The following is a 22,960-nucleotide window of genomic DNA, read 5'->3' as shown; positions in this document are numbered from 1 at the left end:
AAGTTGCAGAGTTCTAACCTTTCGTAGGGGCACCCGAAAAGGCTTGATTTGTAAAAACCGCTTGGTAGGTCAGCTTTTGTGACCTATAATGGTAATAACCTGAGCACTGGGAGGCGCGGCATGGGCGATCAATCAATTTCTCTGAACGACCGGTTCGATTTGAGCAAGTCACCGGTGCTGCTGAACGGCACTCAGGCGCTGGTACGCCTGGTCTTGATGCAAAAAGCCCGTGACAAGGCCGCAGGGCTGAACACCGCGGGATTGGTCACCGGCTATCGCGGCTCGCCCCTGGGCGCGGTCGATTTGCAAATGGCCAAGGCCGAGAAAGTTTTGGCGCCCGCAGATATCAAGTTTCAACTGGGCTTGAACGAAGATCTTGCGGCGACCGCAATCTGGGGTTCCCAACAGGCGGAGTTGCGGGGCGAGGGGCGCTATGATGGCGTCTTCGGCCTGTGGTACGGCAAAGGCCCCGGCGTGGACCGCTCCGGCGACGTGATGCGGCACGCGAACATGGCAGGCACTTCGCCCCATGGCGGTGTCCTGATGGCGATGGGGGACGACCATACGGGCGAATCCTCGACGACATTGCACCAATCCGACTGGGCCATGGTGGACGCTTACATGCCGGTTTTGTCGCCGGCAGGCGTGCAGGAAATTCTTGATTACGGCATGTATGGCTGGGCCTTGTCGCGGTTCTCCGGCCTCTGGGTGGGTCTCAAGACGATGAAAGACACGATCGAGGTGACCTCGGTCGTAGATGGCAATCCCGATCGGATGTCCTTCGTCACGCCCGAGTTCGACATGCCCGAAGGCGGGTTGAGCATCCGCCTTGTGGATACCCCTCAACTGCAAGAAGCGCGGGTCATTGATCACCGTAGGTTCGCTGCAGAAGCCTTTGCGAAGGCTAACAAAATTGACAAACGCGTTTGGGGAAAACCCGGCGCGAAGATCGGCTTTGTGGCGGCTGGCAAGAACTGGCTGGACCTGCAACATGCGCTGTCCTTGCTGGGCATCGACGCCGCCGAAGCGGAGCGTTTGGGGCTGACGACTTACAAGATCGGACAGGTTTGGCCGCTGGACATGGACAGCTTCCACGACTTCGCCAAGGACCTTGATCTGGTGATCGTGGTCGAAGAAAAGCGCAAACTGATCGAGGTGCAGGTCAAGGAGGCGCTGTTCGACGACCACTATCAACAGCGCGTCTATGGCTGGCACAAGGGCGATACATGGGAGCATGGCCGCAGGCTGGAACTGTTCCCGACCCGCGCCGCACTAGACCCGATTGATATTGCAGAGAAACTTGGCGGCATCCTGATCGAAGAAGGCCGCCGCACGGACCGCATCGAAGCAGGGCTGGCGAAGCTCGCCGAAGCCAAACGCTCCGACAATGCGCAAGAAATCGCGGCGCGCTTGCCGTATTTCTGCTCCGGCTGCCCGCATAACTCTTCGACCAAGGTGCCCGAAGGCTCCCGCGCCTATGCAGGGATCGGCTGCCACTACATGGTGCAGTGGATGGACCGCAGCACAGTCGGCTTCACCCAGATGGGCGGCGAGGGCGCGAACTGGATCGGCGAAGCGCCGTTCAGCACCCGTGATCACGTGTTCCAGAACCTTGGCGACGGGACCTACAACCACTCCGGAATTCAGGCGATCCGCGCCGCCGTCGCGGCAGGGACCAACATCACCTACAAGGTGCTGTTCAACGACGCGGTCGCGATGACCGGTGGGCAGGGCAACGAGGGCGGGCTGGACGCACCGCGTATCGTGGCGGAGCTAAAGGCGATGGGCATCAAGGACGTCGTTATGGTTTACGACGATAAGGAAGATGTCGATTTCTCCCAGTTCCCGTCCGATCTGGAGCGCCACGAACGTGCGGAGCTTCCTCTGGTTCAGGAGAAACTCAGCAAAGTCAAAGGCGTATCGGCCATTGTTTACATCCAAACCTGTGCCGCCGAAAAGCGCCGTCGCCGCAAGCGTGGCTTGTTTCCCGACCCCGACAAGCGTGTTTTCATCAACACCGATGTCTGCGAAGGCTGCGGCGATTGCGGGGTGCAATCCAACTGCGTCTCCATCGTTCCGGCGGAGACCGAATTGGGCCGCAAGCGCGCCATCGACCAATCGTCCTGCAACAAGGATTTTTCCTGCGTCAATGGCTTCTGCCCGTCCTTCGTGACCATCGAAGGCGCACAGGTGAAAAAACAGGCGACCGCCAAAGTCGAAATCCCAGATTTGCCCGAGCCGAGCCTCCCGCAGATCAACGGCACCCACAACGTCGTCATCACCGGCGTCGGTGGTACCGGCGTCGTCACCATCGGTGCGGTGCTGGCCATGGCCGCCCATATCGACGGCAAAGGTGCCGGTATGATGGAAATGGCGGGGCTGGCCCAGAAGGGTGGTGCTGTTCACATCCACTGCCGTCTTGCCAACAGCCCTGACGATATCAGCGCCATCCGCGTGGCAACAGGCGAGGCCGACGCGGTGATCGGCGGCGATCTTGTGGTCACCGCAGGGGCCAAAACGCTTGGCCTGATGACCACCAACCGCACCGGAGCCGTGGTGAACAACCACGAGATCGTCACTGGTGATTTCACCCGCGATACCGAGTTCAAGATCCCCTCCGACCGGTTGGAATTGTCGCTGGAAGCCCGTCTGCAAGACCGCGTGCAGTTCTTCGACGCCTCCGAACTCGCCCGCATTCTGATGGGGGACAGCATCTATTCCAACATGATGATCTTCGGCGCTGCATGGCAAAAAGGTCTGCTGCCGATCAGCCACAATGCGTTGATGCAGGCCATCGAGCTGAACGGTGCTGCGCCCGATCGCAACAAGCGTGCCTTTGCCCTAGGCCGCTGGGCCGCAGAACACCCTGAACAAGCAGCGGGCTATATCACCGACAAGGTGGTCAACCTGCCCAAGTCGCTGGATGATAAAATCGCCTTCCGCAGTGATCATCTGAAGGCTTACCAGTCCAACAGGCTTGCCAAACGCTACCAAAAGGCGCTGGCGCAGATCGACGATCCGGCGCTGAAAGAGGCCGTCGCCAAGGGCTACCATAAGCTGCTGGCCTATAAGGACGAATACGAGGTCGCACGCCTGCATCTCGATACCGAAGCCAAGGCCCGCGACGCCTTCGATGGTGACTTGAAACTGACCTATCATCTGGCCCCGCCGATCTTCTCCAAGATGGGCTCGAACGGGCGTCCGCTGAAGAAGGAATATGGGGCATGGATGGCGCGCAGCTTCAAGCTGCTGGCCAAGCTGAAATCCCTGCGCGGCACGCCATTTGATCCCTTCGGCTACAGCGCGGAGCGCAAGATGGAGCGCGCGCTGATCGCCCAATACGAGGCTGATCTGCCCAGAATCCGCGCCGCGACCAATCGTGACGCCGCCATCGCTCTGGCGGAGCTTCCGCTGCAAATCCGAGGCTTCGGTCCGGTGAAGGAGGCCAATGAGGTAGAAGCCGCCAAGCGCCGCGAAGAATTGCTCACCGTCCTAGATAAAGCGGAGCCGTCCATGGCCGCGCAATAAGCGTTTCATCTTGGCAAAAATATTCTCCCCGAAGGGGCGGTCAGCCTTTGCGCAAAAGGTAGACTTGGTGCGTATCGTCCTCGGTCATCGACACAAGTTTATGACCGGCCTCCGCACAAAAATGCGGCATGTCGATCAGGGCCGCCGGATCGTCCGCCAGAACGCGCAAAACCTGCCCCGAAGACAAGGCCTGCAACCGCTTGCGGGCCTTCAGTACGGGCAGGGGGCAAAGCAGCCCCAAAGCATCGAGTTCGGCGTCATGTTCCATAACCGTGATCTAGGCGACACGCAGGCACTTGTCCACGTAAGCTGTTCTTACTTTTGCCGGAAACGCGGGCTAACCTGCGGCCATGGACGAGGTGGTAGATCAAACAGGCGCGCAAAGCGTGCGCAAACGGCGGGTGTTCTACATCCCCGGCTATGATCCGATTCACCCCAGACGCTACCGTGAGCTGTTCCGCAAGGAAGGTGCGGAGCAGGCGAAGATCAGCGGCTATACCCTTGATCTGAAACCAAAGACAGGTGAGGGCACGTATGGCTGGTACGCCTCCACCGAAATCGACGGGGCGCAAACCGACGCGCAGGTAGAGGTACTGGTCTGGTCCGACATCGTGCGCAGTTCCATGTCGAATTCCATCCCCGCAACCTACCTGCAATTGCTGCGCACGGCCTTCACCTATATTTCCACCCGCGCGCTGTTCCGGCTGATGCGGTTGCGCAAGGGTCCGATCATCGCCGCGCTCTACCCGATTGGCATGTTGCTGTTGCAATTGCTGTTGGCGATTGTGGCTGGCTCTATTCTGTCAGGGCTGGTCCTGTGGGCGCTATCGGCGGCGCTCGCTGCCATAGTGTTCCCGCTGGCAGAGATGACGGGCCTCGACACGTGGTTCAACAGCCTGTCGCGCGATTTTGTGGCAACTACGGTGCTCATCGTAGTGGGCATCGGGCTGGTTCTGCGGTGGATATTATGGGCCGCGGTCACGATCTTCATACTGCGCTGGTTCAGGGCCAAGGATGGCAAGTTCTTCGCCTATTACCTAATGCACGACTTCGCCTATTCCGCGCGCTGGATGGGGGCCAACCCGCCCGCACTAGAGGAGCGTATGGCCGAGTTCCGCGTCGCCATTGCGATGGCCTTGCAAGATGACGTCGACGAGGTGCTGGTCGTTGGACATTCCTCCGGCGCGCATCTGGCGGTGTCGATTCTGGCTGATCTGATCCGTGCAGGCGGCGTTCCGGACAATGGCCCGAAACTGGCTTTTTTGAGCCTCGGGCATGTGGTGCCGATGGTGTCTTTCCTGCCCAAAGCCGACAGGCTGCGTGGGGATTTACATTTTCTGGCCGCAAGCGACGCGCTCACATGGGTGGATGTCTCGGCCCCCGGCGACGGCTGCGCGTTTGCGCTATGTGATCCGGTGTCGGTCTCAGGTGTGGAGCCTGAGGGCAAGAAATGGCCACTGGTATTTTCCGCCGCCTTCACCCAAAGCCTGTCGCCAGAGCGGTGGACAGAGTTGCGCTGGCGCTTCTTCCGGCTGCATTTCCAGTATCTTTGTGCGTTTGACCGACCCAAGGACTATGACTATTTCCAGATCACCGCAGGCCCTTTGACCTTGCATGATCGCTATCATGACCGCCCGCAATCGTGGACGCGTATAGATGTGGCCGCGTCCGGCTACACGTCCATGTCATGATCCCGCCTAAACCCCCTGCGCGGCCCGAAAAGGTCTCGCTGCTGAAATATGTCCGGCTGTTCCGCCAAGACATCCTGTCGGCGCAACCGGCCAAGCTTTACCGCGCGTGGATGGCCGAATTCAAAACACCGTTCTTCCGCAGCTACCTGATCAACCAGCCGTCACTGGTTAAGACGGTGTTAAACGAACGCCCCCGAGCGTTCCCAAAGTCCGACCGCATCGGCGCGGGGCTGCGACCGCTGCTGGGTAACTCGGTGTTTCTAACCAACGGTGAGACATGGGAACGGCAACGCCGCATCATTGATCCGGCCTTCGAGGGTGGACGGCTGCGCGATACGTTTCCGGCCATGTGGGACGCAGGGCAGGCAGCGGTCGCACGGCTGGACGAGGGCGTGCACGAGGTCGAGGAAATCACCAGCTTTGCGGCGGCGGATGTCATCTTCCGCACACTGTTTTCCATCCCCATCGAAGACGAGATCGCGCAAGCGGTGTTTTCGGAGTTTCGCGACTACCAGCGCACGCAGCCGATTCTGAATCTCGCCGCCTTCATCAAGGGCCCCAAATGGATGCCGCGCCTGTTTCGCAAGCGCACCAGGGAAACCGCGCAGTCGATCCGTGCGCTGATCACGCAGCTGACCTGCGCGCGCATGGCGCAGATTAAGGCGGGCACAGCCCCCGATGATCTGGCGACCAAGATCATGACCACCGCCGATCCGGAAACCGGTGACACCTTCACCACCGAGGAAATGGTCGACCAAGTGGCGATCTTCTTTCTGGCCGGCCACGAGACCAGCGCCTCGGCCCTTGCGTGGACGCTCTACCTTTTGGCGCTGTTTCCTGAATGGCAGGACAAGCTGGCCGAGGAGGCCAAGGCTTTGGACGGCGGCTGCGACTTCAAGGTGATGTCCAAGCTGCGCGCCTCGCGCGATGTGTTCCGCGAGGCGCTGCGGCTCTATCCTCCGGTCCCGATGATGGTGCGTGAGACAACATGCCCCGAAACCTTCCGCGACCGCGATATCAAAACGGGCGCGCAGGTAGTGATTTCGCCATGGCACCTGCACCGGCACGAGCGTCTTTGGGACAACCCCGACGGGTTCGACCCCGCACGCTGGGCCACCGAAAACGGCAAGCAATGTATGCGCGAGGCGTATATTCCGTTCTCGAGCGGGCCTAGGGTGTGTACGGGCGCAGGCTTCGCAATGGTCGAGGGGCCGTTGCTGTTGTCCATGCTGGTGCGCCATTTCCGGTTCGAGACCACCGACCGCAGCCCTGTTCCCGTGGCCCATTTGACCGTACGCTCCAAAGACGGAATATGGTTAAAGCTGACAAAGAGAGCGCACGATGCCTGATGCCCCTTCGAACTATAGCAAAGAGTACATCCCGCCTTGGGGTGTGATCGCCATCTGTTTTGCTTTGGGGCTGGTATTCCTGGGGATGGGCAATGCGGATCGCGTATTCTGGCATCTGACATCGGTCGGCGAGCCGGTGCCTGGACGAGTGGTAGAAACCCGCAGTCATAGAGTGTCCCCCCGAGATACCTATCTGACCTTCACGCCGCGCGTTGAATTCACCGACCCCGGCGGTGTGCAGCGCGAAATGAACGTGAAGTCCGGCTCCAGTCACTATAATTTCCGCAAAGGCGACCGCGTCACTGTCTTGTGGCGCGCGGACGATCAATCCGTCGCCATTGAGCTGCCGTTCAAACGGCATTTCGGTCTGTCGATCCTTTTTTGGACCTTCACCCTGATTGGGGCAGGGCTGGTGGTACTGTCGCTTTGGTTTGTGTTCAGGCGGTGGCGCGGTCGTCGGCAAGTCATATAACTAAAAAATCTGTCGCCAATTTGGAAACAAGGTGTGCTTTTCCCTTGGTATCGTTTCCAACCGTGACCCGCGTTCAGCGACGCGAATTGCCTTCTTATTGGTTGTGACGCCGCGTCACTTCGGCGGTGTTTGATCTCCTAGCTTTGAATTAATCCATATTTATCAAAAGCCTGATCCGCATCCTGCCCGCCCGGCTAAGGAATGTCGGGGAAATCTGCTTGCCGTTCCCCCTGAAAGTAATGCTGGCAATGGCCGACATTTGTCTCACTGATCGAAAAGGATGTTGCCATGAATACCTTTGAGACAATCACGAGTAACGCCAAACTGTTTTTTGGCTTGGGTGCGCTGCCGCAAATTCGCATTGCCGTGCCTGCACTGAGTCGCACCACTGCGATTGATAATATGCCAGACGCACAGGACCAGCTTGCGCGTGACGAGCTGGTGCAGTTGTTTCACTCCGATCTCACTGCCATGAAGTCGTTGAAACCGGCAAAAGCACGTAAAACGAAAGCACCTAAGAATGTGATTTGTCTGCGATCCTCACGCATCGCTGCACTGGAAGGGCTTCGACGCGCTGCCTAGCGCTTTGTCAGGTCGCTTAAGACGAAAAGGCGGATAGCAGAGGCCAAACCCAGATCCGTGCCACGCTCCGCGTCGATACTGGCGGCCAGCGCGTTGATTGGTTGGCCTGTCTCCGCCGCGATGCGCCGGAATTCCGCCCAGAACTCGTCTTCGAGGGACACCGACGTGCGGTGCCCCTTCAAGGTCAAGGAGCGTTTCTTGGGTCTGCTCATTCGTCCAGCTTATGTCCGTCGAGCTTGGTGCGCGCGGCAAGCTGCGCTTTCATGTCAGCCTGCTTTTGCGCTTTGGTGCGCCCGAATTTGAGCGCGTTGGCATCGCCCTGCGCCCGCTTGTCGGCGCGGGTACGTTCCTTGCGAGCCTTGCTCAGGTTTCCAGCTTTCATTTCGGTCCAATCATATCTTCAGGCCGCACGACGCGGTCGAAGGTTTCTTCGTCTACCAAGCCAAGGGCGATCGCCTCTTCCTTGAGGGTCGTGCCGTTTTTATGGGCGGTCTTGGCGACTTTGGTTGCGTTGTCATAGCCGATGGTCGGCGCCAGCGCTGTCACCAGCATCAGCGACTCTTTCATCAGCTTGTCAATGCGTTCCTTGTTGGCCAGCGTGCCGACCACCATGTTGTCGGTGAAACTACCCGCCGCATCGCCCAGCAGCTGCATGGACTGAATGACATTGTAGCTCATCATCGGATTGTAGACGTTCAGCTCGAAATGGCCTTGGCTGCCCGCCATGCCCACGGCGGCATCGTTGCCCATGACGTGGATGCACACCATGGTCAACGCCTCGGCCTGCGTCGGGTTCACCTTGCCCGGCATAATCGACGAGCCCGGCTCGTTCTCCGGCAGGATCAATTCGCCAAGGCCGGAGCGGGGGCCGGAGCCCAGCAAGCGCATGTCGTTAGCGATCTTGAACATCGATGCGGCGACGGTTTTCAACGCACCGGAGAACATGACCATGGCGTCGTGCGCGGCAAGTGCCTCGAACTTGTTGGGGGCGGTGACGAAGGGCAGGTCGGTGATGGCCGCGATCTCAGCCGCGACCTTCTCGGCGAAGCCCTTGCGGGTGTTCAGGCCAGTGCCAACGGCGGTGCCGCCTTGGGCCAGCTCGTAGATGTCGGGCAGGCAGGCCTCGACCCGCTCGATGCCCTTTTTCATCTGGTGCGCGTAGCCACCAAATTCCTGTCCCAGCGTCAAAGGCGTCGCGTCCTGCGTATGGGTACGGCCGATCTTGATGATGTCTTTGAACTCTTCGGCCTTCGCCTCCAGCGCGTCATGCAGCTTGCGCAGACCGGGCAATAGCGTGTCACGGGCAACCATGCCGATGGCGACATGCATCGCCGTGGGAAACGTGTCGTTGGAGGACTGGCCCATGTTGCAGTGGTCATTGGGGTGGACGGGTTTTTTGGACCCCATCTCGCCGCCCATGATCTCGATGGCGCGGTTGGAAATCACCTCGTTCGAGTTCATGTTGCTTTGCGTGCCGGAACCGGTCTGCCAGACCACCAGCGGGAAGTTGTCGTCAAACTTGCCGTCGATCACCTCTTGCGCCGCCTGTTGAATAGCGGGGGCAAGCTCGGCGTCCAGATCACCGAACTCCAGATTGACCGTCGCGGCGGCCTTCTTGATGACCCCAAGTGCCCGTACGATGGCGACAGGCTGCTTTTCCCAGCCAATCGGGAAGTTCATGATCGAGCGTTGCGTTTGCGCGCCCCAATACTTGTCGGCAGGAACCTCCAGAGGGCCAAAGCTGTCGGTCTCGGTGCGCGTATCGGTCATGAGGATCGTCCTTCAAAATGCAAGAATGGCCCCGATGTAGCGGGGTGCAGGCGGCTTGACAATTAGGGGAAGGCTTAAGGTTGCGCTAACACGCCCTCAAGTCTTGCGAAATGCGTCCAAAGAGACAACTTCGGCCTCTTTTGCGGGGACAGTTTCGCCCTTATCCGTTTTGGTTTTTGGCTTGGGTTCGTCCGACTTGTCGAGTTCCAGTGCTTCTGCAAGGTCGACATCCGGCAGTTCCACCACCTCGTGCTCTTCTTCCTCGTCGTCCTGAGACTCGAAGCGCAGGCCGAATTCCACGGACGGATCAACAAAAGTGCGGATCGCGTCGAACGGGATCGCCAGCGGTTCGGGGTTGTCGCCGAAATTCAGGGTGATCTGGAAGCCGTCAGGGGCCACGATCAGGTTGTCGAACCAGTGTTGCACCACAATCGTCATCTCGGACGGGTAGCGGTCAAACAGCCAGTCGGCCATTTCAACGTCTGGATGGCGGGTGTCAAAGGTTATGAAAAAGTGATGCTCGCCCGGCAGGCCGTTGGCGCCGACATCTTCCAACACTTCGGCAATCAACCCACGCATCGCGCGGTGCATTTTGTTGCCATAGTCGATTGTGTCGGACATGTCGTCTCAGCCCCCGTGGTTGACCTTGGGTCCTACCATGCGCGGATTCGTTGGTGAGGGAAAGGGGGGCTTATGCGCCCCCGACCAAAACCAGACCGAGTGCTGCGCAAATTGGCAAAACCAACAACATATCCCACTTGCGCCACAGTAAAAGTGCGGCGGCGATCGCGGCGATGACAACCGGAACGGGTTGCGCTGTCCCTGCCTCGAAGAACACGGCACCGGCAAACCACAACCCCAGATTGGCGATGACACCGACCACGGCGGCAGTGATGGCACTTAGCGCGCCAGACAGGCGCGGCATGTGGGCAAGGCGGTCAATGTAGGGCGCGCCGGCGAATATCCACAAAAAGCATGGCGCGAAGGTGACCCAAAGCGTGACTAGACCCGCAACCAGGGCCAACCCTATGCCGCCCGCCTTGAAGCCTGCAACCATGGCCACGAACTGTGTGACAAGGATCAGCGGGCCGGGGGTGGTTTCCGCCAGCCCCAAGGCGTCGACCATTTGCGCAGTGGTCAGCCAGCCGAAATCGCCAACGACGGCTTGCGTCATATAGGCCAGCACGGCGTAAGCCCCGCCGAAGGTGACGACCGCAAGGGTGGAGAAGAATTTGGCCATATCGACCAAGATGCCCGGTGCGAATAGCGCCAGCACCAACACCGGTGCGAACCAAATGACGAGCCACAGGGCGACGGTTTTCAGAGTGGCTATGGTGGAGGTTTTGGGGGCAGGGGCACCGCCCTCGGCCTCGCCTTTCAAGGTGAGCGCGCCGACACAGGCGGCGATGACGATCACCAAGGGGAACGGGGCGTTGAGGGCGAACAGGGCCAGAAAGCTGGCGGCGGCGATCACATAGTGGATCGGGCCGTTCAGGGCTTTCTTCGCGACCTTGATCAGGGCTTGGATCACGATCACCACCACACAGGCTTTCACCCCGATGAACAGTGACTGCACCAGCGGTAATTGTCCGTAGAAGCCGTAAGCCAAGGCCAACGCCATGATGACCAACGCCCCCGGCACCACAAACAAAAGCCCTGCCAGCAGCCCGCCAGTGATCCCTCGCATCCGCCAGCCGGAAAAGGTCGCAAGCTGCATCGCCTCCGGCCCCGGCAGCAGCATGCAAAACGACAGCGCGCGCAGGAACTGCGCCTCGGTCAGCCACGGGCGGTCCTCGACCAGTTCCTTGTGCATCAAGGCGATCTGCGCCGCAGGGCCGCCGAAGGACAACAACCCGATGCGACCGAACACGCGGATCATCTCGGACAGCGTGGTCATTTGCCTACTCCGGGCCAGTCATGCCCTTCGCCTTGCCCGTCCCGCGCCCAACGGTAGAGCGCGTCATAGAGAACCATGCCCGCCTCCAACTGAGCGGTGTCGTCCTTGTATTGACGTGACAGCCCGACCGACAGGGCCAGCAAACCTGCGGCTTCGGGGGCCACTTCGTGACGGTTGGTGTCCGCCGCACGGATGACGGTTGCCATGGCTTGCAACGGGGGTGTGTCGAGTTTGAAGGTGGTGAGCATGGTGTCAAAGCTGCACCGCTCACCGTCATGGGAGAACGCAACGCCCTCGACGTCGAACGGGGTTGCGCCGAATTTCTTGGCAACTGCTATCACTTCCGCCGGTGGCACGAACTGGAATTGAGCGGTTGGGTCCACGAACCGCCGGATCAACCAAGGGCAGGCGATGCGGTCGATCTTTGGGCGATGTCGCGTGACCCATAAAGGCGAGGGGATAACGGCGGCGGGCACCAAGGGAAGCCCCGCGTCTCGCCACGCGTAATTGCCGCCTTCCAACACCTCGGCCTGAATGCCCTTGGACCGCAAAAATGCGGCTGCCCCATGGCTGAGTTTGCGGCCCTTTTGGCAGACGACAACGACGGGGCCTTGACCTTCATATTGGTCGATCCGGTTATGAGGCCAGCGTCGCGCGGTAGGTATCAGGCGCGGGTCTTCGGCAAAATCGTCGTCGATGCATACGTCCAGAATGGTCGGCGCATCAGGCGTGCCGATCAAGCGCATCAAGGCAGTGGGAGAGATTTCGGTAAAGCCGGTCATGGTAAAGCACCCCGTGGTTTTGTGTTTAAGGGTGCGAACTTTCGGCTGTCGCCTCACGGGGTGTCGCGGGGTCCCCATGGGCGTAACCTGCCTTGCGTGGCGGAAGGCGTCAAGGCCGATAGGGGCAGCCATGTGCCTCGTTGCTGTCGGCAGGGGCCTGATCACGACGCTGGTCCATCCCGTAGTCGCGAATAACCGAGCCGATGCGCAGGCGGTACCCTTCGAAGACACCGCTGCGACCTGCCTTTTGCGCCGCACGGTGCTCCGCCAGCGCGCGCCAGTTCGCCAAGGCCTCCTCGTCGCGAAAGAAGCTCAGGGACAGCATTTTGCCGGGATCGGTGATGGATTGGAACCGCTCCACCGAGATGAAACCGTCCACCTCCTCCAGCAAGGGGCGCAAACCTGCCGCGATGTCCAGATAGGCGTCTTTTTGCCCTTCGGCGGGGGTGACTTCGAAAATTACGGCGATCATGTGCGGCTCCCATGCGGTGTGCTGGCGAGCTTCAGGAAGGTGCGGTCCTCGCGCAAGATAAACTTCTCTGATTGCGCGAATTCATAGTTCTCGCGGCCCAACGGATCAGCGGACAAGCGGGCGCGGTAGGCTTCGTATTCGGCCAATGACGGAATGTTGTAGACCCCGTAAGCCAGCGTCGAGGAGCCTTCATGCGGCGCGTAATAGCCGATCAGGTCGGCCCCGTTGCGCGGAATGGCTTGGCCCCAGTTGCGGGCATATTGCTCGAACTGGGCGCGTTTGGTGGGGTCGATCTGGTAGCGGATGAAGCAGGTCAGCATGGGGTGTCTCCTTTGGTGCTGACCCGACTTACCGCGTATGTGCGGGAGAATGGTTCGGTCGGGGCCGAACTGTTCTTGCATTCGTTTGTCGTACATGGTTCGGTGTATGACGAACTATGGAGAGCGTATCATGAAAGACGGCCCCGACATTGCCCGCATCGCCAGCCTGATCGGTGACCCCGGTCGCGCCAATATGCTGGCGGCTTTAATGAGCGGCAAAGCCCTGACTGCCGGAGAGCTGGCGCGCGAAGCCGGGGTGCGCGTGCAAACCGCATCGGGCCATCTGACACGTCTGGAGGAGGGCGGTCTTATCGCGCGGGAACGTCAGGGGCGGCATCATTACTTCCGGTTGGCAGACACCGATGTGGCGGGCGTGCTGGAAGCCTTGATGGGGTTGGCGGCGGCAAAGGGGCAATTGCGCACCCGCACCGGCCCACGCGATCCCGAGCTGCGCCGCGCGCGGGTGTGCTACAACCATCTGGCGGGCGAGGTTGGCGTGATGCTTTACGACAGCCTGCGCGCGCGCGGCGTTCTGACGGGGGAGGGCGATGATATCGTGCTCAGCGATGCGGGCCGCGCGGAGATGGCCGCGCTTAGTATTGATTTGAGCGCGACATCGCGCAGCCCTGAATGCAAATCCTGCCTCGACTGGTCAGCGCGGCGGTCACATCTGGCGGGGCGCTTGGGGCGGGGTATTCTCGATTTCACCTTCGCCCAAGGGTGGGCGATGCGGCCCGAAGGCACACGCATCGTTCGCTTTACCGCAATAGGGGAAGGGGCGTTTCGCAAGGCGTTTCAGGTCTAACGCACTGGTTTACCCTACGTTAATTTCTTTGACCGAAAGCCCACCATTACCTTAGGCTGCGCCATATTTTAAAGAATGGCGTTATGAATGGCTGAAGTAATTGAGCGACGCCCGACGTTTATGTCGCGGGTTTTAGGAATAGTTAAAACTCTGCCGCAAGTTCTGGCGGGGCAGGTCTCCGGTGTGGCGCTGCTGACATTGCTGCCATTCATGTTCTCGGGCATCATATTCGAGCCGTTCTTCCCCTCCGCCATCGCCGCGCTGGCCGAGCGGACCCCTGCCGTCTATGTTCCCGCCGCCGCCGTGGTTCTGGTGCTTTTGTGCATCGTGACGCTGGTCGCAAGCCGCGATCACCGCTTTGCCATGTGCCTGCTATCGGCGATCCTGCTGGCGGTCATGGCCTTCAACTATGCTCCGCCGTTCGATCTGATGAAGCGGGGGCAATTGCACTGGCCGACGCTGTGGACGCTGTATTCATTCACCGGCTTCCTGACCTTCGTGGTGATCGTGTTGAAGCCGACCTTGTCCAGCGTTCTGTTCCGCACCATCGTGATCCTTCTGGGGGTAGACATGGTCGCGTGGCTGACCTTCGGCACCACGTTTTTGCACCCGCTGTTTCTGGGCTATTTCCCATCGCATCTGAGCATTTTGTTCTGCCTGATGGTCATCATGTTCCTGCGCACCATCTTCAAGTTCATTCAGGAAAACGGAGCCTCTTTCAAAGAGGTGTTGGAGAAGGACCGCGACTACCTCAAGAGGGTGAAGAAACGCACGCTAAAGCTGTGGTGGCCGATGCCGGTTTTGTTCGTGCTGCTGACGGCACTGTATAGCTATATTGGCGACACCTATGTGGAACGGCCCTTGATCGGGTATCTTGATAGTTACGAGGGACGACAGGGGTTGGACGGGGCGGGCTACGATTCCTGCCGGATGGTGACGCTGGAGACTGGCCCGCCGTTTATGGAGAACCCGGACGGTTGCACGGTGGAAGCCGCGGCAAAGGCGCTGATCGACCGCTTGCAGGACCGCAATGTCGCCTCCGTGCGGGCGCAGATCGACGCACAGGTAGACGCCGCAGGCGGCAACCGTGAGCAGATCGTCGCGGCGGTCAAGGCGCAATTGCCCAAACGGTTTCCGGGTACTAAAACGGAGCGCTGCTTTTTCCTAAACGTGGTGTGCCACATCAAGAATGGCATCAAGTCGATGATCAACGGGGCGTATCGCTCTGCCCGTAACGGGATGATTTCCGACTTGGAGAACGAGCTGGCACGGGCCGAGAAGCGCGGCGAGAATTCGGCGGAGGATTACAAACGGATCTACACCGAGAAGATGGACGGATTTTCGGGCCGCGTGAAACAGGCGATCGGCTACACCGCCACCGGCATCCGGTTCTCGGGGTTTGTGGCGCTTCTCTACGGGCTTTTGATCCTTGCGAAATCCTACATGATCGTCTTCGCGCGGGTGTTTTATGCGCGGGTCACGACCTCTCCGGCGCAAGACGTGATCGGCGGCTCAGAGACCGCGCGGAAGGGCGCACCCAAGGCTTGTGGGCCAAGGCACACCCTCAGGGCGACAGCCAAGACGGAGCGATTTTACGTGGCCTTCAGGGCGTGCGGCAACAATGTCGTGGACCGCAGGCGTTTGCCCCAGCCGCTCAGTTTGTTGGTGAAACGGCTGTTCTCGAAAAACTACGCGATGTGTCTGGTCGAGTTGGAAAAACGTGCCGAGACGAAGGACGACGTGAGTGTTTCCAGCTGTGATCTGATCGTTGATCCACCGGCGGAGATCGTGGAGTGGAAACTGGCACCGGATGAAGAAATACTGGTGGATTTCGCCAATGTCGTGGCGTTCTCTGACACCTGCAAGCTCGGGCGGCGCATCTCGCTGAGCTTGGGTGCGTTGGTGTTCGGGCGCGCGATTTACCATTCGGTGCAGGGGCCGGGGCGAGTGTTCATCAAGACGGCGTCGGCAGCACTGGCGGGCTCGGACCCCGGCACGGAAAACGTCATGCAAGCCTCCAGCTTGATTGCTTGGAAGTTGAACACGGAGTTCCACGTGGTCGCGTCGCTGACCACCAATGACATATTCCTGAGTGGCTATTCCATCCGTAAGGCGGACCCGAAGGCGAAAACCGTGGTCTATGACACCAGCCAGTCGCGTCGGGTCGGCACAGGGCAAGGCATCCTGCGACTGACGCGGGCGTTTCTGTTACCGTTCTAGAGGGGGAAATTAGCGCAGGTTTCTGTTGCCAGGTACCTGCAAACCCCGCCAAACGCTGCTAAGCGAGAGGACTTAAGTTTTCAATAGTTCCGACTGCTTACGCAGCCATCGCCATTGGAGCTTTGTTGTCATTTGCAACTAGCTTGTATGTACCGATAACGGTGGTAACTCACCGAGACAAAGCATACCCCTTTAGACGTCCGTCGATCCTATTTCGACCCCATGGTCCCCAAATGAGGGATGATTGGTGGAGTCGCCGGGTACCGCCCCCGGGTCCGATCCGCTTATTACGAGCGCGTTTATGTCCATAGTCCCCGAAGAGACATCTCATATATAGGGCGCAGTTTGCGGAGTTACAATCTCTGAGGTGCTAAATGCAGCGCGCTGGTCTACGAGGCGTTTCGAGCGTCAAACCGGTGACCTGAAGATGTAAACCGACCTCAGTCGCGCCAGTAGTTGTTAGCCTGTGCAACGGTTTGGAAATTCGTGGCCACCACGTTTGATACCATGGTGAGGCTGTCCGCGTTGTTGGCGTAGTCGGCCCGCAACTTGGAGCGGGTGTCATCGTCGGGCTGCGTCTTTTTCACGGCCATTCGGGAAAGTTTGATCGCAAGCTCGTACCCGCTTTCGGGGGTGTCTGTGAGCAAAGATGGAAGCCAGGACATGGGTGTCTCCTTTATAATGTAGGACTTACCGGCGCAGGTCCTGAAAGCAGACACTGAAGCAGCTTGCGGGCGATGGGTCCGGCATGAAAACCAGCAGCCACCAGATATGGCAGCTGCTGGACGGGCTTTAGAAGCCTGCTTTGATGCGTTCGAATTCCTTGATCATCATCTCACGCAAGGAGATATCCATCGGCAGCTGCTCCAACTGCGGTGCGGTGATCTGGTTCAGACCCACCTCGGTCAGGGTTTCCGCGTCGAAGGTGCCCATCGCGGTGGTGTTGGAGTGACCGTAGCCCCACTCATTCACGATGTAATCGGCGGTCTCCTGGCTCAACCAGCTTTCAACGAACTCATGCGCCTTTTCTTCGGAGCCGGGGCCGTCTTTGAGGTTCACATAGCCACAGAACCACGCGGAGGAGCCTTCTTTGGCTTCACGCTCGAACCCGATGTTGTAGCCGTCGCCGACCATCTGCACAGGGGTTTCGTTCCACGACCAAGCGATCAGAACTTCGCCGGTGGCCATCAGCTGTGCCAGCTCTGCGCCGTCCGCCCAATAGGCCCGCGCGTTGGCGTGGGCTTTGCGCAGCCAGTCGGAGGCTTTCTTGAAGTCCTCTTCGGTGGCTTTGGTCCAGTCGGAGGTGCCAGTGGCCAGATAGGCCAGCGCATAGGAATCCTCGACATTGTCGGGCAGGGAGGTGCGGCCTGACATTTCAGGATCAAGGAAGATTTCCAGCGAGGCGACCTGCTCGGGTTTGATTTCGTCGGCGTTGTAGGCGATGCCGGTCATCCCCAGATCGGTCGGGATGAAGTAGACCTCGCCGTCGCGCACGAAGGTCGGGTCAGTGCGGTAGGTTTCCGCCAAGGTTGCGTAGCTCGGGATTTTGGAGATGTCCCACGGCTCGATCAGATCTGCCTGAGCCCATTTTTCGACGGATTGGGAGCAGGGATGCGCCACGTCGGCCTTGAAACCGGAACGCAGCTTCTGGAATGCTTCTTCTTCTTCGCCGAAGAACGCATATGTCGGGCCGGAGCCGTGTTTTTCAGCGTATTTGACGAAGAACCCGTCTTCTTCAAAACCCGACCAGTCGAAGACCAGAAGGTCAGGGTCAGCCGCGAAAGCGGAGGTGGTGGCCACAGCAAGGGCAGCGGTGCCCAGCAGTTTGGTCATACGGTTCATAAGTGAAGTCTCCCAGATGGATAAAGGCGATACTGGGATCGGAGCGTAGGGGAGCAACCCCGAAGCGGCAAGCGATAAACTGCAAGCGTCAACGCCGCGCGCGGGCGTCGAGTACGTCCTTGGCCAACGAGATGGTATAAGCCTCCAGTTCGGTCAGGGCGGCGTCTGCATCGGTGGCGTTCTGGGCCTCTAGCGCATCGGCGATTTGCCCGTGCAGGGCGACGATCTTCTCGCGGGACCGCGCGGTGAAGGTGATCATATTCATCAACGGCTGCATCGCCTCGACGGCCCCTGCCAACTGGTACGACATCACGGGGTTTTGCGCCCCGTCGACCAACGCGCGGTGGAAGGCAACGTCCGAGGCGCAGAACGCCTCGTCGCTGAGACCGGGTTGCGACTGGCGGAACATCTCGGCCCGCATGGTGGCCAGATGGTCGGCGCTGCGCCGTTCTGCGGACAGGCGGGTGCAGGCGCGCTCTAGCGCGAAACGGGCCTCGCAGGCGGTGGCGATCGACACCTCGTTCATCGACAACAGAAGCGTCGAGGTGGTGATCTGCTGGGCGTAAGCGTCCGGGTATTTCAGGTGGTTCACGAAGGCACCGCCCGTTGCCCCGCGCTGCGTGCGGATCAGGGCTTGCGCCGCCAGCCGTTTCAGCGCCTCGCGCACGGTGGGGCGGGAGACCTTGAATTGCTCCGCCAGTTCCGCCTCTGACGGCAGGCGGGCGTCTACGATCAGGTCACCGGCGATGATGGCGTCGCGGATGGACCCTGCGATCTGGGCGGATAGGTCGCCTTGTGGTGTCGAAGAATTTTTCATCGGTCTCGCATCAAAATCAATTGTCAGACATATAAAAGTCTGACAATTTAAACTAGCAGGTCATACGGGAGTCGCAACGCAGATGTGGTCGGATCGGATCAGAGCAATGTCGGGGGCGCATTGGCTTGCGCTGTTCGGGCTTATTCTGGCCTCCTGGACGGCACTTTATGCGATGTCAGTGCCGCCGGAGCTGCGCCTGCTTGAGCAGACCTATGGCCGCGATTTTTGGGTGAGCCTGTGTACCATCACGCCTGACGCCGCCGGATATCTTCGTATGGTACTGATGTGGTCGCTGATGTCGGCGGCAATGATGGCGCCGACGGTTTTACCCGCCTTAGCCACCTATGATGACCTCTCCCATGTCAGCTATCGCGCGAATTTTGGCTCACTTGTATCGGGCTATCTTATTGTTTGGTTTGGCTTTTCCATCATTGCCGCGGGCTTGCAAATTGGCTTGTTCCAAGCAGGCCTGATCGGTGCGTTCGGTGGCAGCCTCTCGGCAGGTCTGTCGGGTGCGTTGCTGATATTGGCGGGTCTTTACCAGTTCTCGACTTTGAAAGAGGCGTGCCTGAGCAAGTGCCGCCAGCCGATGACCTTCTTCATGCAGCATTTCGACGAAGGCCCGTGGCGCAACGGATTGCGGCTGGGGCTGGTTTGCCTCGGCTGCTGCTGGGCCTTGATGCTTCTGGCCTTTGTGGGCGGCGTGATGAGCGTGGCTTTCATGGGATTGGCGACCGTGATCATGGTGGTGGAAAAACTGCCTGATCTGGGTCGATACATAACGAAACCTCTGGGGGGGCTTCTGCTGATTGCAGGCGCATGGACCCTCGTGACCGCAATTTAAGAAAAGGAAAGAACCATGGCTTTAGACGCGCAAGAACTTGGCACCGTTCCGTGGAACATCAAGGGCGAGCTTATTCTCAACTGCAACTGCACCGTGTTTTGCCCCTGCGTGGTGTCGCTGGGCAAGCACCCCCCGACAGAGGGCTACTGTCAGGCGTGGTTGGGCATCCGCATCGACGAGGGGCATTACGGCGACGAAGACCTGTCCGGCATGGCCGTGGGCATGTTGATGGACATTCCCGGCAATATGGGACGCGGTAATTGGAAGGCGGCGGCGTATATTGACGACCAAGCCAGCGACGCGGCCTATGCAGGGCTGGAAGCGATCCTGTCAGGGGCCGCGAAAGGCACGACGGGCTTGTTCAGCATGTTGGTCGGGGAGTTTTTGGGGGCCGAGCGCGCGCCTGTGTCTTTCACCACCGAAGGCAATGTGCGCCGCCTGATGGTCGGCAAGAAGATCCAGGGCGAGGTTGTTCCGGTCGCGGGCAAGGACGGCGCGGATATGGTGATCACCAACACCGAATACTGGATGGGCAAAGACATCACCGTGGCCACGGCCAAGCGCGGAAAGGTCCGCGCTTACGGTCGGGTTTGGGATTTCGACGGACGCTCTGCCGAGATTTGCCAGATTGATTGGGGAGGACCAGCACCAAAATGATCACGATTGAGTATTGCCGTGAAATGGCCCGCTACAATGCGTGGCAGAACCGCGGGCAGATGGAGATTTTCAAGTCCATGAAGTCCGCGGAGTTGCGCAAGGACCGCAAGGCCTTCTTCGGGTCGATTTTTGCGACCGCCAACCATCTGTTGTGGGGCGACCAGCTATGGATGTCACGCTTCGATGGCGGGTTGGGCCCAAAATGCGGTGGTGCGGATAGTGTAAACCTGCACGAGGATTTGCAGCTGTTTCTGGGTGATCGCCTGCGCACGGATGCGCGGATCGAGCGGTGGGCGAAGGGGTTGAACCAGATCGATTTGGTCGGGCCGCTGACCTACTACTCGGTCATGTCAGATTGTGAGTTCAGCAAGCCCATGGCATTGTGCGCGGTACATTTTTTCAACCACCAGACCCATCATCGCGGGCAAATTCACGCGATGCTGACGGCGGCGGGGCAGCTACCTGATGATACCGACCTTGTGCTCATGCCGGATGACACCTGATGCCCGTGGTGCTGGCGATCCTGCTGGCCGTCGCGGGCTTTGTCTGGTGGAGCTGGGGACGTAGGCGGGCAGGGAACGAAGTTGCCTTCCGGCTCGACAAGCTGTTCCGGCGTAAGCCGTGCAAATGGCAGCCCACCGGCGACGGCAAGGGCGCGCTGCAAGAATTCCGTTGCGAGATTTGTGGCGTGTCGGCCTATAGCCGCACCAGCCGTGGACCGGTTGATTGCAAACGAAATTTAAGGGGAGGGCTTTGAACATGGCCACGATCGCACCTTCGCGCCGCGTGCGCCGAACGCCATTCTCTGATGGGGTCGAGGCGGCGGGTGTCAAGGGATACACCGTCTATAACCATATGCTGTTGCCGACGGTGTTCCGCTCGGTCGAGGAGGATTACCACCATCTGAAATCCGCCGTGCAGGTCTGGGACGTCGCTGTGGAGCGTCAGGTGGAACTGCGCGGCCCTGACGCGGGACGTTTGATGCAAATGCTGACCCCGCGTGATTTGCGGGGGATGTTGCCGGGGATGTGCTACTACGTGCCTTTGGTTGATGGCACGGGCGGGATGCTCAACGATCCGGTAGCCTTGATGCTGTCTGATGATCGTTATTGGTTGTCGATTGCGGATAGTGATTTGTTGCTTTGGGTCAAAGGCTTGGCACACGCTCTGTATCTTGATGTAATCGTAGATGAACCCGATGTCTCGCCATTGGCGATCCAAGGGCCGAAAGCCGATGAGCTAGCCGCGCGTGTTTTTGGCGACGGAGTTAAGGACCTGCGGTTCTTCCGCTACGGGTATTTCGAATTTCAGGGCCACATGATGCTGGTGGCGCGCTCTGGCTACTCCAAGCAGGGCGGCTTCGAGATTTATGTCGAAGGCACCGAGAAAGGCATGCCGCTGTGGAACGCGCTGATGGAGGCGGGGCGTGACTTGGATGTCTATGCAGGCTGCCCAAATTTGATCGAGCGGGTCGAGGGCGGCTTGCTGTCTTACGGCAACGACATGACGCGCGACAACACCCCGCATGAATGCGGGCTGGGGCGGTTCTGCTCTACGCAGACCGCGATCGGCTGTGTCGGGCGCGATGCGTTGTTGCGCGTGGCAAAGGAGGGCCCGGTGAAACAAATCCGCGCGCTGAGCATTGAGGGAAACCTGCCGCCCTGCGACCGGCTGTGGAAGGTCACCGCGAAGGACAAGGTGATCGGGCAGGTGACCTCGGCGGCGAAGAGCCCCGATTTCGGCACCAATGTCGCCATCGGCATGGTGCGGATGACCCATTGGGACGACGGCACGCAGGTGCAGGTCGAGACGCAAGACGGGCCGCGCATGGCGACGGTTCACGAAGAATTCTGGATTTAGAGGAGAGAGCCTATGTTTAACGCACTGATCGTCGAAAAGGATGAAGAGGGCAAGACAAGTGCCTCTGTACAAAACATTTCCTTGGATAGCCTGCCGGAGGGCGAGGTCACGGTCGCGGTGGAATACTCCACCGTGAACTACAAGGACGGGCTGTGCATAGGGCCGGGTGGCGGGTTGGTGCGAAACTATCCACATATTCCGGGCATCGACTTCGCGGGCACCGTGGAGGCGTCCGACGACGACCGCTACAAGCCGGGCGACAAGGTGGTTCTGACTGGCTGGCGCGTGGGCGAAGCGCATTGGGGCGGCTATTCGCAAAAGGCCCGCGTCAAGGCGGATTGGCTGGTGCCTCTGCCTGATGGCTTGGACACACGGCAGGCTATGGCTGTGGGCACCGCAGGCTTTACCGCGATGCTGGCGGTGATGGCGCTTGAGGATCACGGCATCAAGGACGGCCCCGTGCTGGTCACTGGGGCCGCTGGCGGCGTGGGCTCGGTAGCGACGGCGATCCTCGCCAATCTGGGCCACGAGGTCGCGGCGGTCACGGGGCGGCCCGAGACAGCAGATTACCTGAAAAGCCTCGGCGCGACCCAGATCGTACCCCGCGAGGACCTCAACGAGACAACCAAACGCCCCTTGGAGGCGGAAATGTGGGGTGGGTGTGTCGACGCAGTGGGCGGCGAGATGCTGGCGCGGCTGCTGGGGCAGATGAAATACGGCGCGTCGGTCTCCGCCGTGGGTCTGGCCGGTGGTGCGGCCTTGCCCGCCACCGTGATCCCGTTCCTGTTGCGCGGCGTGAACCTGCTGGGCATCGACAGCGTGATGCAGCCCTATGGCAACCGCCTGCGGGCTTGGGAGCGGATCGCGAAAGACCTGCCGATGGACAAGCTCGACGCCATGGTGCAGCCCGCGACGCTGGCGGATTTGCCCAAGCTCGGCAAGGAAATCCTCAAGGGGCAGGTCAAGGGCCGCGTCGTCGTCGATGTGAACGCCTGATAAAATCCTGTCGGGCGAACTGGTTGCGTAGCGGCCCGCCCTCCTGTTACGGTTTT

25 protein-coding genes and 1 other RNA gene are annotated in these 22,960 nt (G+C 59.8%); 13 read left to right on the top strand and 13 right to left on the bottom strand.

The window, feature by feature from the left end:
- The first annotated feature begins 120 nt into the window (after nucleotides 1-120).
- A complete protein-coding gene (locus BDE40_RS06515; protein WP_134013606.1) occupies nucleotides 121-3,528 on the top strand; it encodes an indolepyruvate ferredoxin oxidoreductase family protein in 3,408 nt (1,135 codons plus the stop codon).
- Nucleotides 3,529-3,568: 40 nt separating this feature from the next.
- On the opposite strand, the gene BDE40_RS06510 is transcribed toward BDE40_RS06515, so the two are convergent.
- Nucleotides 3,569-3,796: a sulfurtransferase TusA family protein gene (locus BDE40_RS06510; RefSeq protein WP_134013605.1), complete on the bottom strand. Its 228-nt coding sequence runs from the start codon at nucleotides 3,794-3,796 to the stop codon at nucleotides 3,569-3,571.
- Between the two features lie 82 nt (nucleotides 3,797-3,878).
- Here BDE40_RS06510 and BDE40_RS06505 point away from each other — a divergent pair, with 82 nt between their 5' ends.
- From BDE40_RS06505 to BDE40_RS06490, 4 genes are all read left to right on the top strand, one after another.
- A complete protein-coding gene (locus BDE40_RS06505) occupies nucleotides 3,879-5,219 on the top strand; it encodes a hypothetical protein (RefSeq protein ID WP_134013604.1) in 1,341 nt (446 codons plus the stop codon).
- The gene (locus BDE40_RS06500; protein WP_134013603.1) at nucleotides 5,216-6,568 is read left to right on the top strand and encodes a cytochrome P450; all 1,353 of its coding nucleotides are present in this window, start codon (nucleotides 5,216-5,218) and stop codon (nucleotides 6,566-6,568) included. The genes BDE40_RS06505 and BDE40_RS06500 overlap by 4 nt, the downstream gene beginning before the upstream one ends.
- Complete coding sequence (locus BDE40_RS06495; RefSeq protein ID WP_134013602.1) at nucleotides 6,561-7,040, top strand: DUF3592 domain-containing protein; 480 nt, start codon at nucleotides 6,561-6,563, stop codon at nucleotides 7,038-7,040. Before BDE40_RS06500 ends, BDE40_RS06495 begins: the two co-directional genes overlap by 8 nt.
- A gap of 288 nt (nucleotides 7,041-7,328) precedes the next feature.
- On the top strand, nucleotides 7,329-7,622 hold the full coding sequence (locus tag BDE40_RS06490) for a hypothetical protein (RefSeq protein ID WP_134013601.1): 294 nt from the start codon (nucleotides 7,329-7,331) through the stop codon (nucleotides 7,620-7,622).
- Here BDE40_RS06490 and BDE40_RS06485 read toward each other — a convergent pair.
- The 8 genes from BDE40_RS06485 to BDE40_RS06450 all read right to left on the bottom strand — a co-directional run bounded on the left by BDE40_RS06485 (nucleotide 7,619) and on the right by BDE40_RS06450 (nucleotide 12,863).
- Complete coding sequence (locus BDE40_RS06485) at nucleotides 7,619-7,834, bottom strand: ribbon-helix-helix domain-containing protein (RefSeq protein WP_134013600.1); 216 nt, start codon at nucleotides 7,832-7,834, stop codon at nucleotides 7,619-7,621. The genes BDE40_RS06490 and BDE40_RS06485 overlap by 4 nt on opposite strands.
- Nucleotides 7,831-8,004: a DUF4169 family protein gene (locus tag BDE40_RS06480; protein WP_134013599.1), complete on the bottom strand. Its 174-nt coding sequence runs from the start codon at nucleotides 8,002-8,004 to the stop codon at nucleotides 7,831-7,833. Before BDE40_RS06480 ends, BDE40_RS06485 begins: the two co-directional genes overlap by 4 nt.
- A complete protein-coding gene (gene fumC, locus BDE40_RS06475) occupies nucleotides 8,001-9,392 on the bottom strand; it encodes a class II fumarate hydratase (protein ID WP_134013598.1) in 1,392 nt (463 codons plus the stop codon). The genes BDE40_RS06480 and fumC overlap by 4 nt, the downstream gene beginning before the upstream one ends.
- 96 nt (nucleotides 9,393-9,488) lie before the next feature.
- Nucleotides 9,489-10,013 (bottom strand): SspB family protein, encoded by a 525-nt coding sequence (locus BDE40_RS06470; RefSeq protein ID WP_134013597.1) that lies wholly within the window; start codon nucleotides 10,011-10,013, stop codon nucleotides 9,489-9,491.
- Nucleotides 10,014-10,083: 70 nt separating this feature from the next.
- Entirely contained in the window at nucleotides 10,084-11,289 is a 1,206-nt protein-coding gene (gene chrA, locus BDE40_RS06465; protein WP_134013596.1) for a chromate efflux transporter, read from the bottom strand.
- The gene (locus tag BDE40_RS06460; protein ID WP_134013595.1) at nucleotides 11,286-12,071 is read right to left on the bottom strand and encodes a chromate resistance protein ChrB domain-containing protein; all 786 of its coding nucleotides are present in this window, start codon (nucleotides 12,069-12,071) and stop codon (nucleotides 11,286-11,288) included. The genes chrA and BDE40_RS06460 overlap by 4 nt, the downstream gene beginning before the upstream one ends.
- Nucleotides 12,072-12,180: 109 nt before the next feature.
- Nucleotides 12,181-12,543, bottom strand: coding sequence for an antibiotic biosynthesis monooxygenase family protein (locus BDE40_RS06455; protein ID WP_134013594.1), 363 nt, complete (start codon nucleotides 12,541-12,543; stop codon nucleotides 12,181-12,183).
- Entirely contained in the window at nucleotides 12,540-12,863 is a 324-nt protein-coding gene (locus tag BDE40_RS06450; RefSeq protein WP_134013593.1) for an NIPSNAP family protein, read from the bottom strand. Before BDE40_RS06450 ends, BDE40_RS06455 begins: the two co-directional genes overlap by 4 nt.
- Nucleotides 12,864-12,993: 130 nt before the next feature.
- Here BDE40_RS06450 and BDE40_RS06445 point away from each other — a divergent pair, with 130 nt between their 5' ends.
- The gene (locus BDE40_RS06445) at nucleotides 12,994-13,668 is read left to right on the top strand and encodes an ArsR/SmtB family transcription factor (RefSeq protein WP_134013791.1); all 675 of its coding nucleotides are present in this window, start codon (nucleotides 12,994-12,996) and stop codon (nucleotides 13,666-13,668) included.
- Nucleotides 13,669-13,755: 87 nt separating this feature from the next.
- Nucleotides 13,756-15,888: an AIM24 family protein gene (locus BDE40_RS06440; RefSeq protein ID WP_134013592.1), complete on the top strand. Its 2,133-nt coding sequence runs from the start codon at nucleotides 13,756-13,758 to the stop codon at nucleotides 15,886-15,888.
- An 11-nt stretch (nucleotides 15,889-15,899) separates the two neighbouring features.
- Here BDE40_RS06440 and ssrA read toward each other — a convergent pair.
- The 4 genes from ssrA to BDE40_RS06420 form a co-directional block, all read right to left on the bottom strand.
- Nucleotides 15,900-16,251, bottom strand: a transfer-messenger RNA (tmRNA) gene (gene ssrA / locus BDE40_RS06435).
- A 77-nt stretch (nucleotides 16,252-16,328) separates the two neighbouring features.
- Nucleotides 16,329-16,553, bottom strand: coding sequence for a hexameric tyrosine-coordinated heme protein (locus BDE40_RS06430; protein WP_134013591.1), 225 nt, complete (start codon nucleotides 16,551-16,553; stop codon nucleotides 16,329-16,331).
- 127 nt (nucleotides 16,554-16,680) lie between these two features.
- On the bottom strand, nucleotides 16,681-17,730 hold the full coding sequence (locus BDE40_RS06425; protein ID WP_134013590.1) for an ABC transporter substrate-binding protein: 1,050 nt from the start codon (nucleotides 17,728-17,730) through the stop codon (nucleotides 16,681-16,683).
- Nucleotides 17,731-17,818: 88 nt separating this feature from the next.
- The gene (locus BDE40_RS06420) at nucleotides 17,819-18,547 is read right to left on the bottom strand and encodes a FadR/GntR family transcriptional regulator (RefSeq protein WP_134013589.1); all 729 of its coding nucleotides are present in this window, start codon (nucleotides 18,545-18,547) and stop codon (nucleotides 17,819-17,821) included.
- A gap of 106 nt (nucleotides 18,548-18,653) precedes the next feature.
- Here BDE40_RS06420 and BDE40_RS06415 point away from each other — a divergent pair, with 106 nt between their 5' ends.
- From BDE40_RS06415 to acuI, 6 genes are read left to right on the top strand one after another with little or no spacing between them, the layout of a single operon-like run.
- Entirely contained in the window at nucleotides 18,654-19,391 is a 738-nt protein-coding gene (locus tag BDE40_RS06415) for a DUF2182 domain-containing protein (protein ID WP_134013588.1), read from the top strand.
- A 15-nt stretch (nucleotides 19,392-19,406) separates the two neighbouring features.
- Nucleotides 19,407-20,048 carry a DUF1326 domain-containing protein gene (locus BDE40_RS06410; protein WP_073138896.1) on the top strand — a complete coding sequence of 214 codons (642 nt, stop codon included), beginning with the start codon at nucleotides 19,407-19,409 and terminating at the stop codon, nucleotides 20,046-20,048.
- Nucleotides 20,045-20,551 (top strand): DinB family protein, encoded by a 507-nt coding sequence (locus tag BDE40_RS06405; protein ID WP_134013587.1) that lies wholly within the window; start codon nucleotides 20,045-20,047, stop codon nucleotides 20,549-20,551. The genes BDE40_RS06410 and BDE40_RS06405 overlap by 4 nt, the downstream gene beginning before the upstream one ends.
- Nucleotides 20,551-20,805 carry a hypothetical protein gene (locus BDE40_RS06400; RefSeq protein ID WP_134013586.1) on the top strand — a complete coding sequence of 85 codons (255 nt, stop codon included), beginning with the start codon at nucleotides 20,551-20,553 and terminating at the stop codon, nucleotides 20,803-20,805. The genes BDE40_RS06405 and BDE40_RS06400 overlap by 1 nt, the downstream gene beginning before the upstream one ends.
- 2 nt (nucleotides 20,806-20,807) lie before the next feature.
- Nucleotides 20,808-21,908 (top strand): dimethylsulfoniopropionate demethylase, encoded by a 1,101-nt coding sequence (locus tag BDE40_RS06395; protein ID WP_134013585.1) that lies wholly within the window; start codon nucleotides 20,808-20,810, stop codon nucleotides 21,906-21,908.
- 12 nt (nucleotides 21,909-21,920) lie between these two features.
- A complete protein-coding gene (gene acuI, locus BDE40_RS06390) occupies nucleotides 21,921-22,904 on the top strand; it encodes an acryloyl-CoA reductase (RefSeq protein ID WP_134013584.1) in 984 nt (327 codons plus the stop codon).
- The last annotated feature ends 56 nt before the right edge of the window (nucleotides 22,905-22,960 follow it).

It is taken from the genome of Litoreibacter halocynthiae, from assembly GCF_004365635.1.
GTDB lineage: Bacteria > Pseudomonadota > Alphaproteobacteria > Rhodobacterales > Rhodobacteraceae > Litoreibacter > Litoreibacter halocynthiae.
This window is presented reverse-complemented; position numbering and strand designations above follow the sequence as displayed.

Excerpts from the sequence above, each read along its gene's own strand:
- BDE40_RS06515 (WP_134013606.1), top strand. The coding sequence starts at position 121 with ATGGGCGATCAATCAATTTCTCTGAACGACCGGTTCGATTTGAGCAAG.
- BDE40_RS06510 (WP_134013605.1), bottom strand. The coding sequence starts at position 3,796 with ATGGAACATGACGCCGAACTCGATGCTTTGGGGCTGCTTTGCCCCCTG.
- BDE40_RS06505 (WP_134013604.1), top strand. The coding sequence starts at position 3,879 with ATGGACGAGGTGGTAGATCAAACAGGCGCGCAAAGCGTGCGCAAACGG.
- BDE40_RS06500 (WP_134013603.1), top strand. The coding sequence starts at position 5,216 with ATGATCCCGCCTAAACCCCCTGCGCGGCCCGAAAAGGTCTCGCTGCTG.
- BDE40_RS06495 (WP_134013602.1), top strand. The coding sequence starts at position 6,561 with ATGCCTGATGCCCCTTCGAACTATAGCAAAGAGTACATCCCGCCTTGG.
- BDE40_RS06490 (WP_134013601.1), top strand. The coding sequence starts at position 7,329 with ATGAATACCTTTGAGACAATCACGAGTAACGCCAAACTGTTTTTTGGC.
- BDE40_RS06485 (WP_134013600.1), bottom strand. The coding sequence starts at position 7,834 with ATGAGCAGACCCAAGAAACGCTCCTTGACCTTGAAGGGGCACCGCACG.
- BDE40_RS06480 (WP_134013599.1), bottom strand. The coding sequence starts at position 8,004 with ATGAAAGCTGGAAACCTGAGCAAGGCTCGCAAGGAACGTACCCGCGCC.
- fumC (WP_134013598.1), bottom strand. The coding sequence starts at position 9,392 with ATGACCGATACGCGCACCGAGACCGACAGCTTTGGCCCTCTGGAGGTT.
- BDE40_RS06470 (WP_134013597.1), bottom strand. The coding sequence starts at position 10,013 with ATGTCCGACACAATCGACTATGGCAACAAAATGCACCGCGCGATGCGT.
- chrA (WP_134013596.1), bottom strand. The coding sequence starts at position 11,289 with ATGACCACGCTGTCCGAGATGATCCGCGTGTTCGGTCGCATCGGGTTG.
- BDE40_RS06460 (WP_134013595.1), bottom strand. The coding sequence starts at position 12,071 with ATGACCGGCTTTACCGAAATCTCTCCCACTGCCTTGATGCGCTTGATC.
- BDE40_RS06455 (WP_134013594.1), bottom strand. The coding sequence starts at position 12,543 with ATGATCGCCGTAATTTTCGAAGTCACCCCCGCCGAAGGGCAAAAAGAC.
- BDE40_RS06450 (WP_134013593.1), bottom strand. The coding sequence starts at position 12,863 with ATGCTGACCTGCTTCATCCGCTACCAGATCGACCCCACCAAACGCGCC.
- BDE40_RS06445 (WP_134013791.1), top strand. The coding sequence starts at position 12,994 with ATGAAAGACGGCCCCGACATTGCCCGCATCGCCAGCCTGATCGGTGAC.
- BDE40_RS06440 (WP_134013592.1), top strand. The coding sequence starts at position 13,756 with ATGGCTGAAGTAATTGAGCGACGCCCGACGTTTATGTCGCGGGTTTTA.
- BDE40_RS06430 (WP_134013591.1), bottom strand. The coding sequence starts at position 16,553 with ATGTCCTGGCTTCCATCTTTGCTCACAGACACCCCCGAAAGCGGGTAC.
- BDE40_RS06425 (WP_134013590.1), bottom strand. The coding sequence starts at position 17,730 with ATGAACCGTATGACCAAACTGCTGGGCACCGCTGCCCTTGCTGTGGCC.
- BDE40_RS06420 (WP_134013589.1), bottom strand. The coding sequence starts at position 18,547 with ATGAAAAATTCTTCGACACCACAAGGCGACCTATCCGCCCAGATCGCA.
- BDE40_RS06415 (WP_134013588.1), top strand. The coding sequence starts at position 18,654 with ATGTCGGGGGCGCATTGGCTTGCGCTGTTCGGGCTTATTCTGGCCTCC.
- BDE40_RS06410 (WP_073138896.1), top strand. The coding sequence starts at position 19,407 with ATGGCTTTAGACGCGCAAGAACTTGGCACCGTTCCGTGGAACATCAAG.
- BDE40_RS06405 (WP_134013587.1), top strand. The coding sequence starts at position 20,045 with ATGATCACGATTGAGTATTGCCGTGAAATGGCCCGCTACAATGCGTGG.
- BDE40_RS06400 (WP_134013586.1), top strand. The coding sequence starts at position 20,551 with ATGCCCGTGGTGCTGGCGATCCTGCTGGCCGTCGCGGGCTTTGTCTGG.
- BDE40_RS06395 (WP_134013585.1), top strand. The coding sequence starts at position 20,808 with ATGGCCACGATCGCACCTTCGCGCCGCGTGCGCCGAACGCCATTCTCT.
- acuI (WP_134013584.1), top strand. The coding sequence starts at position 21,921 with ATGTTTAACGCACTGATCGTCGAAAAGGATGAAGAGGGCAAGACAAGT.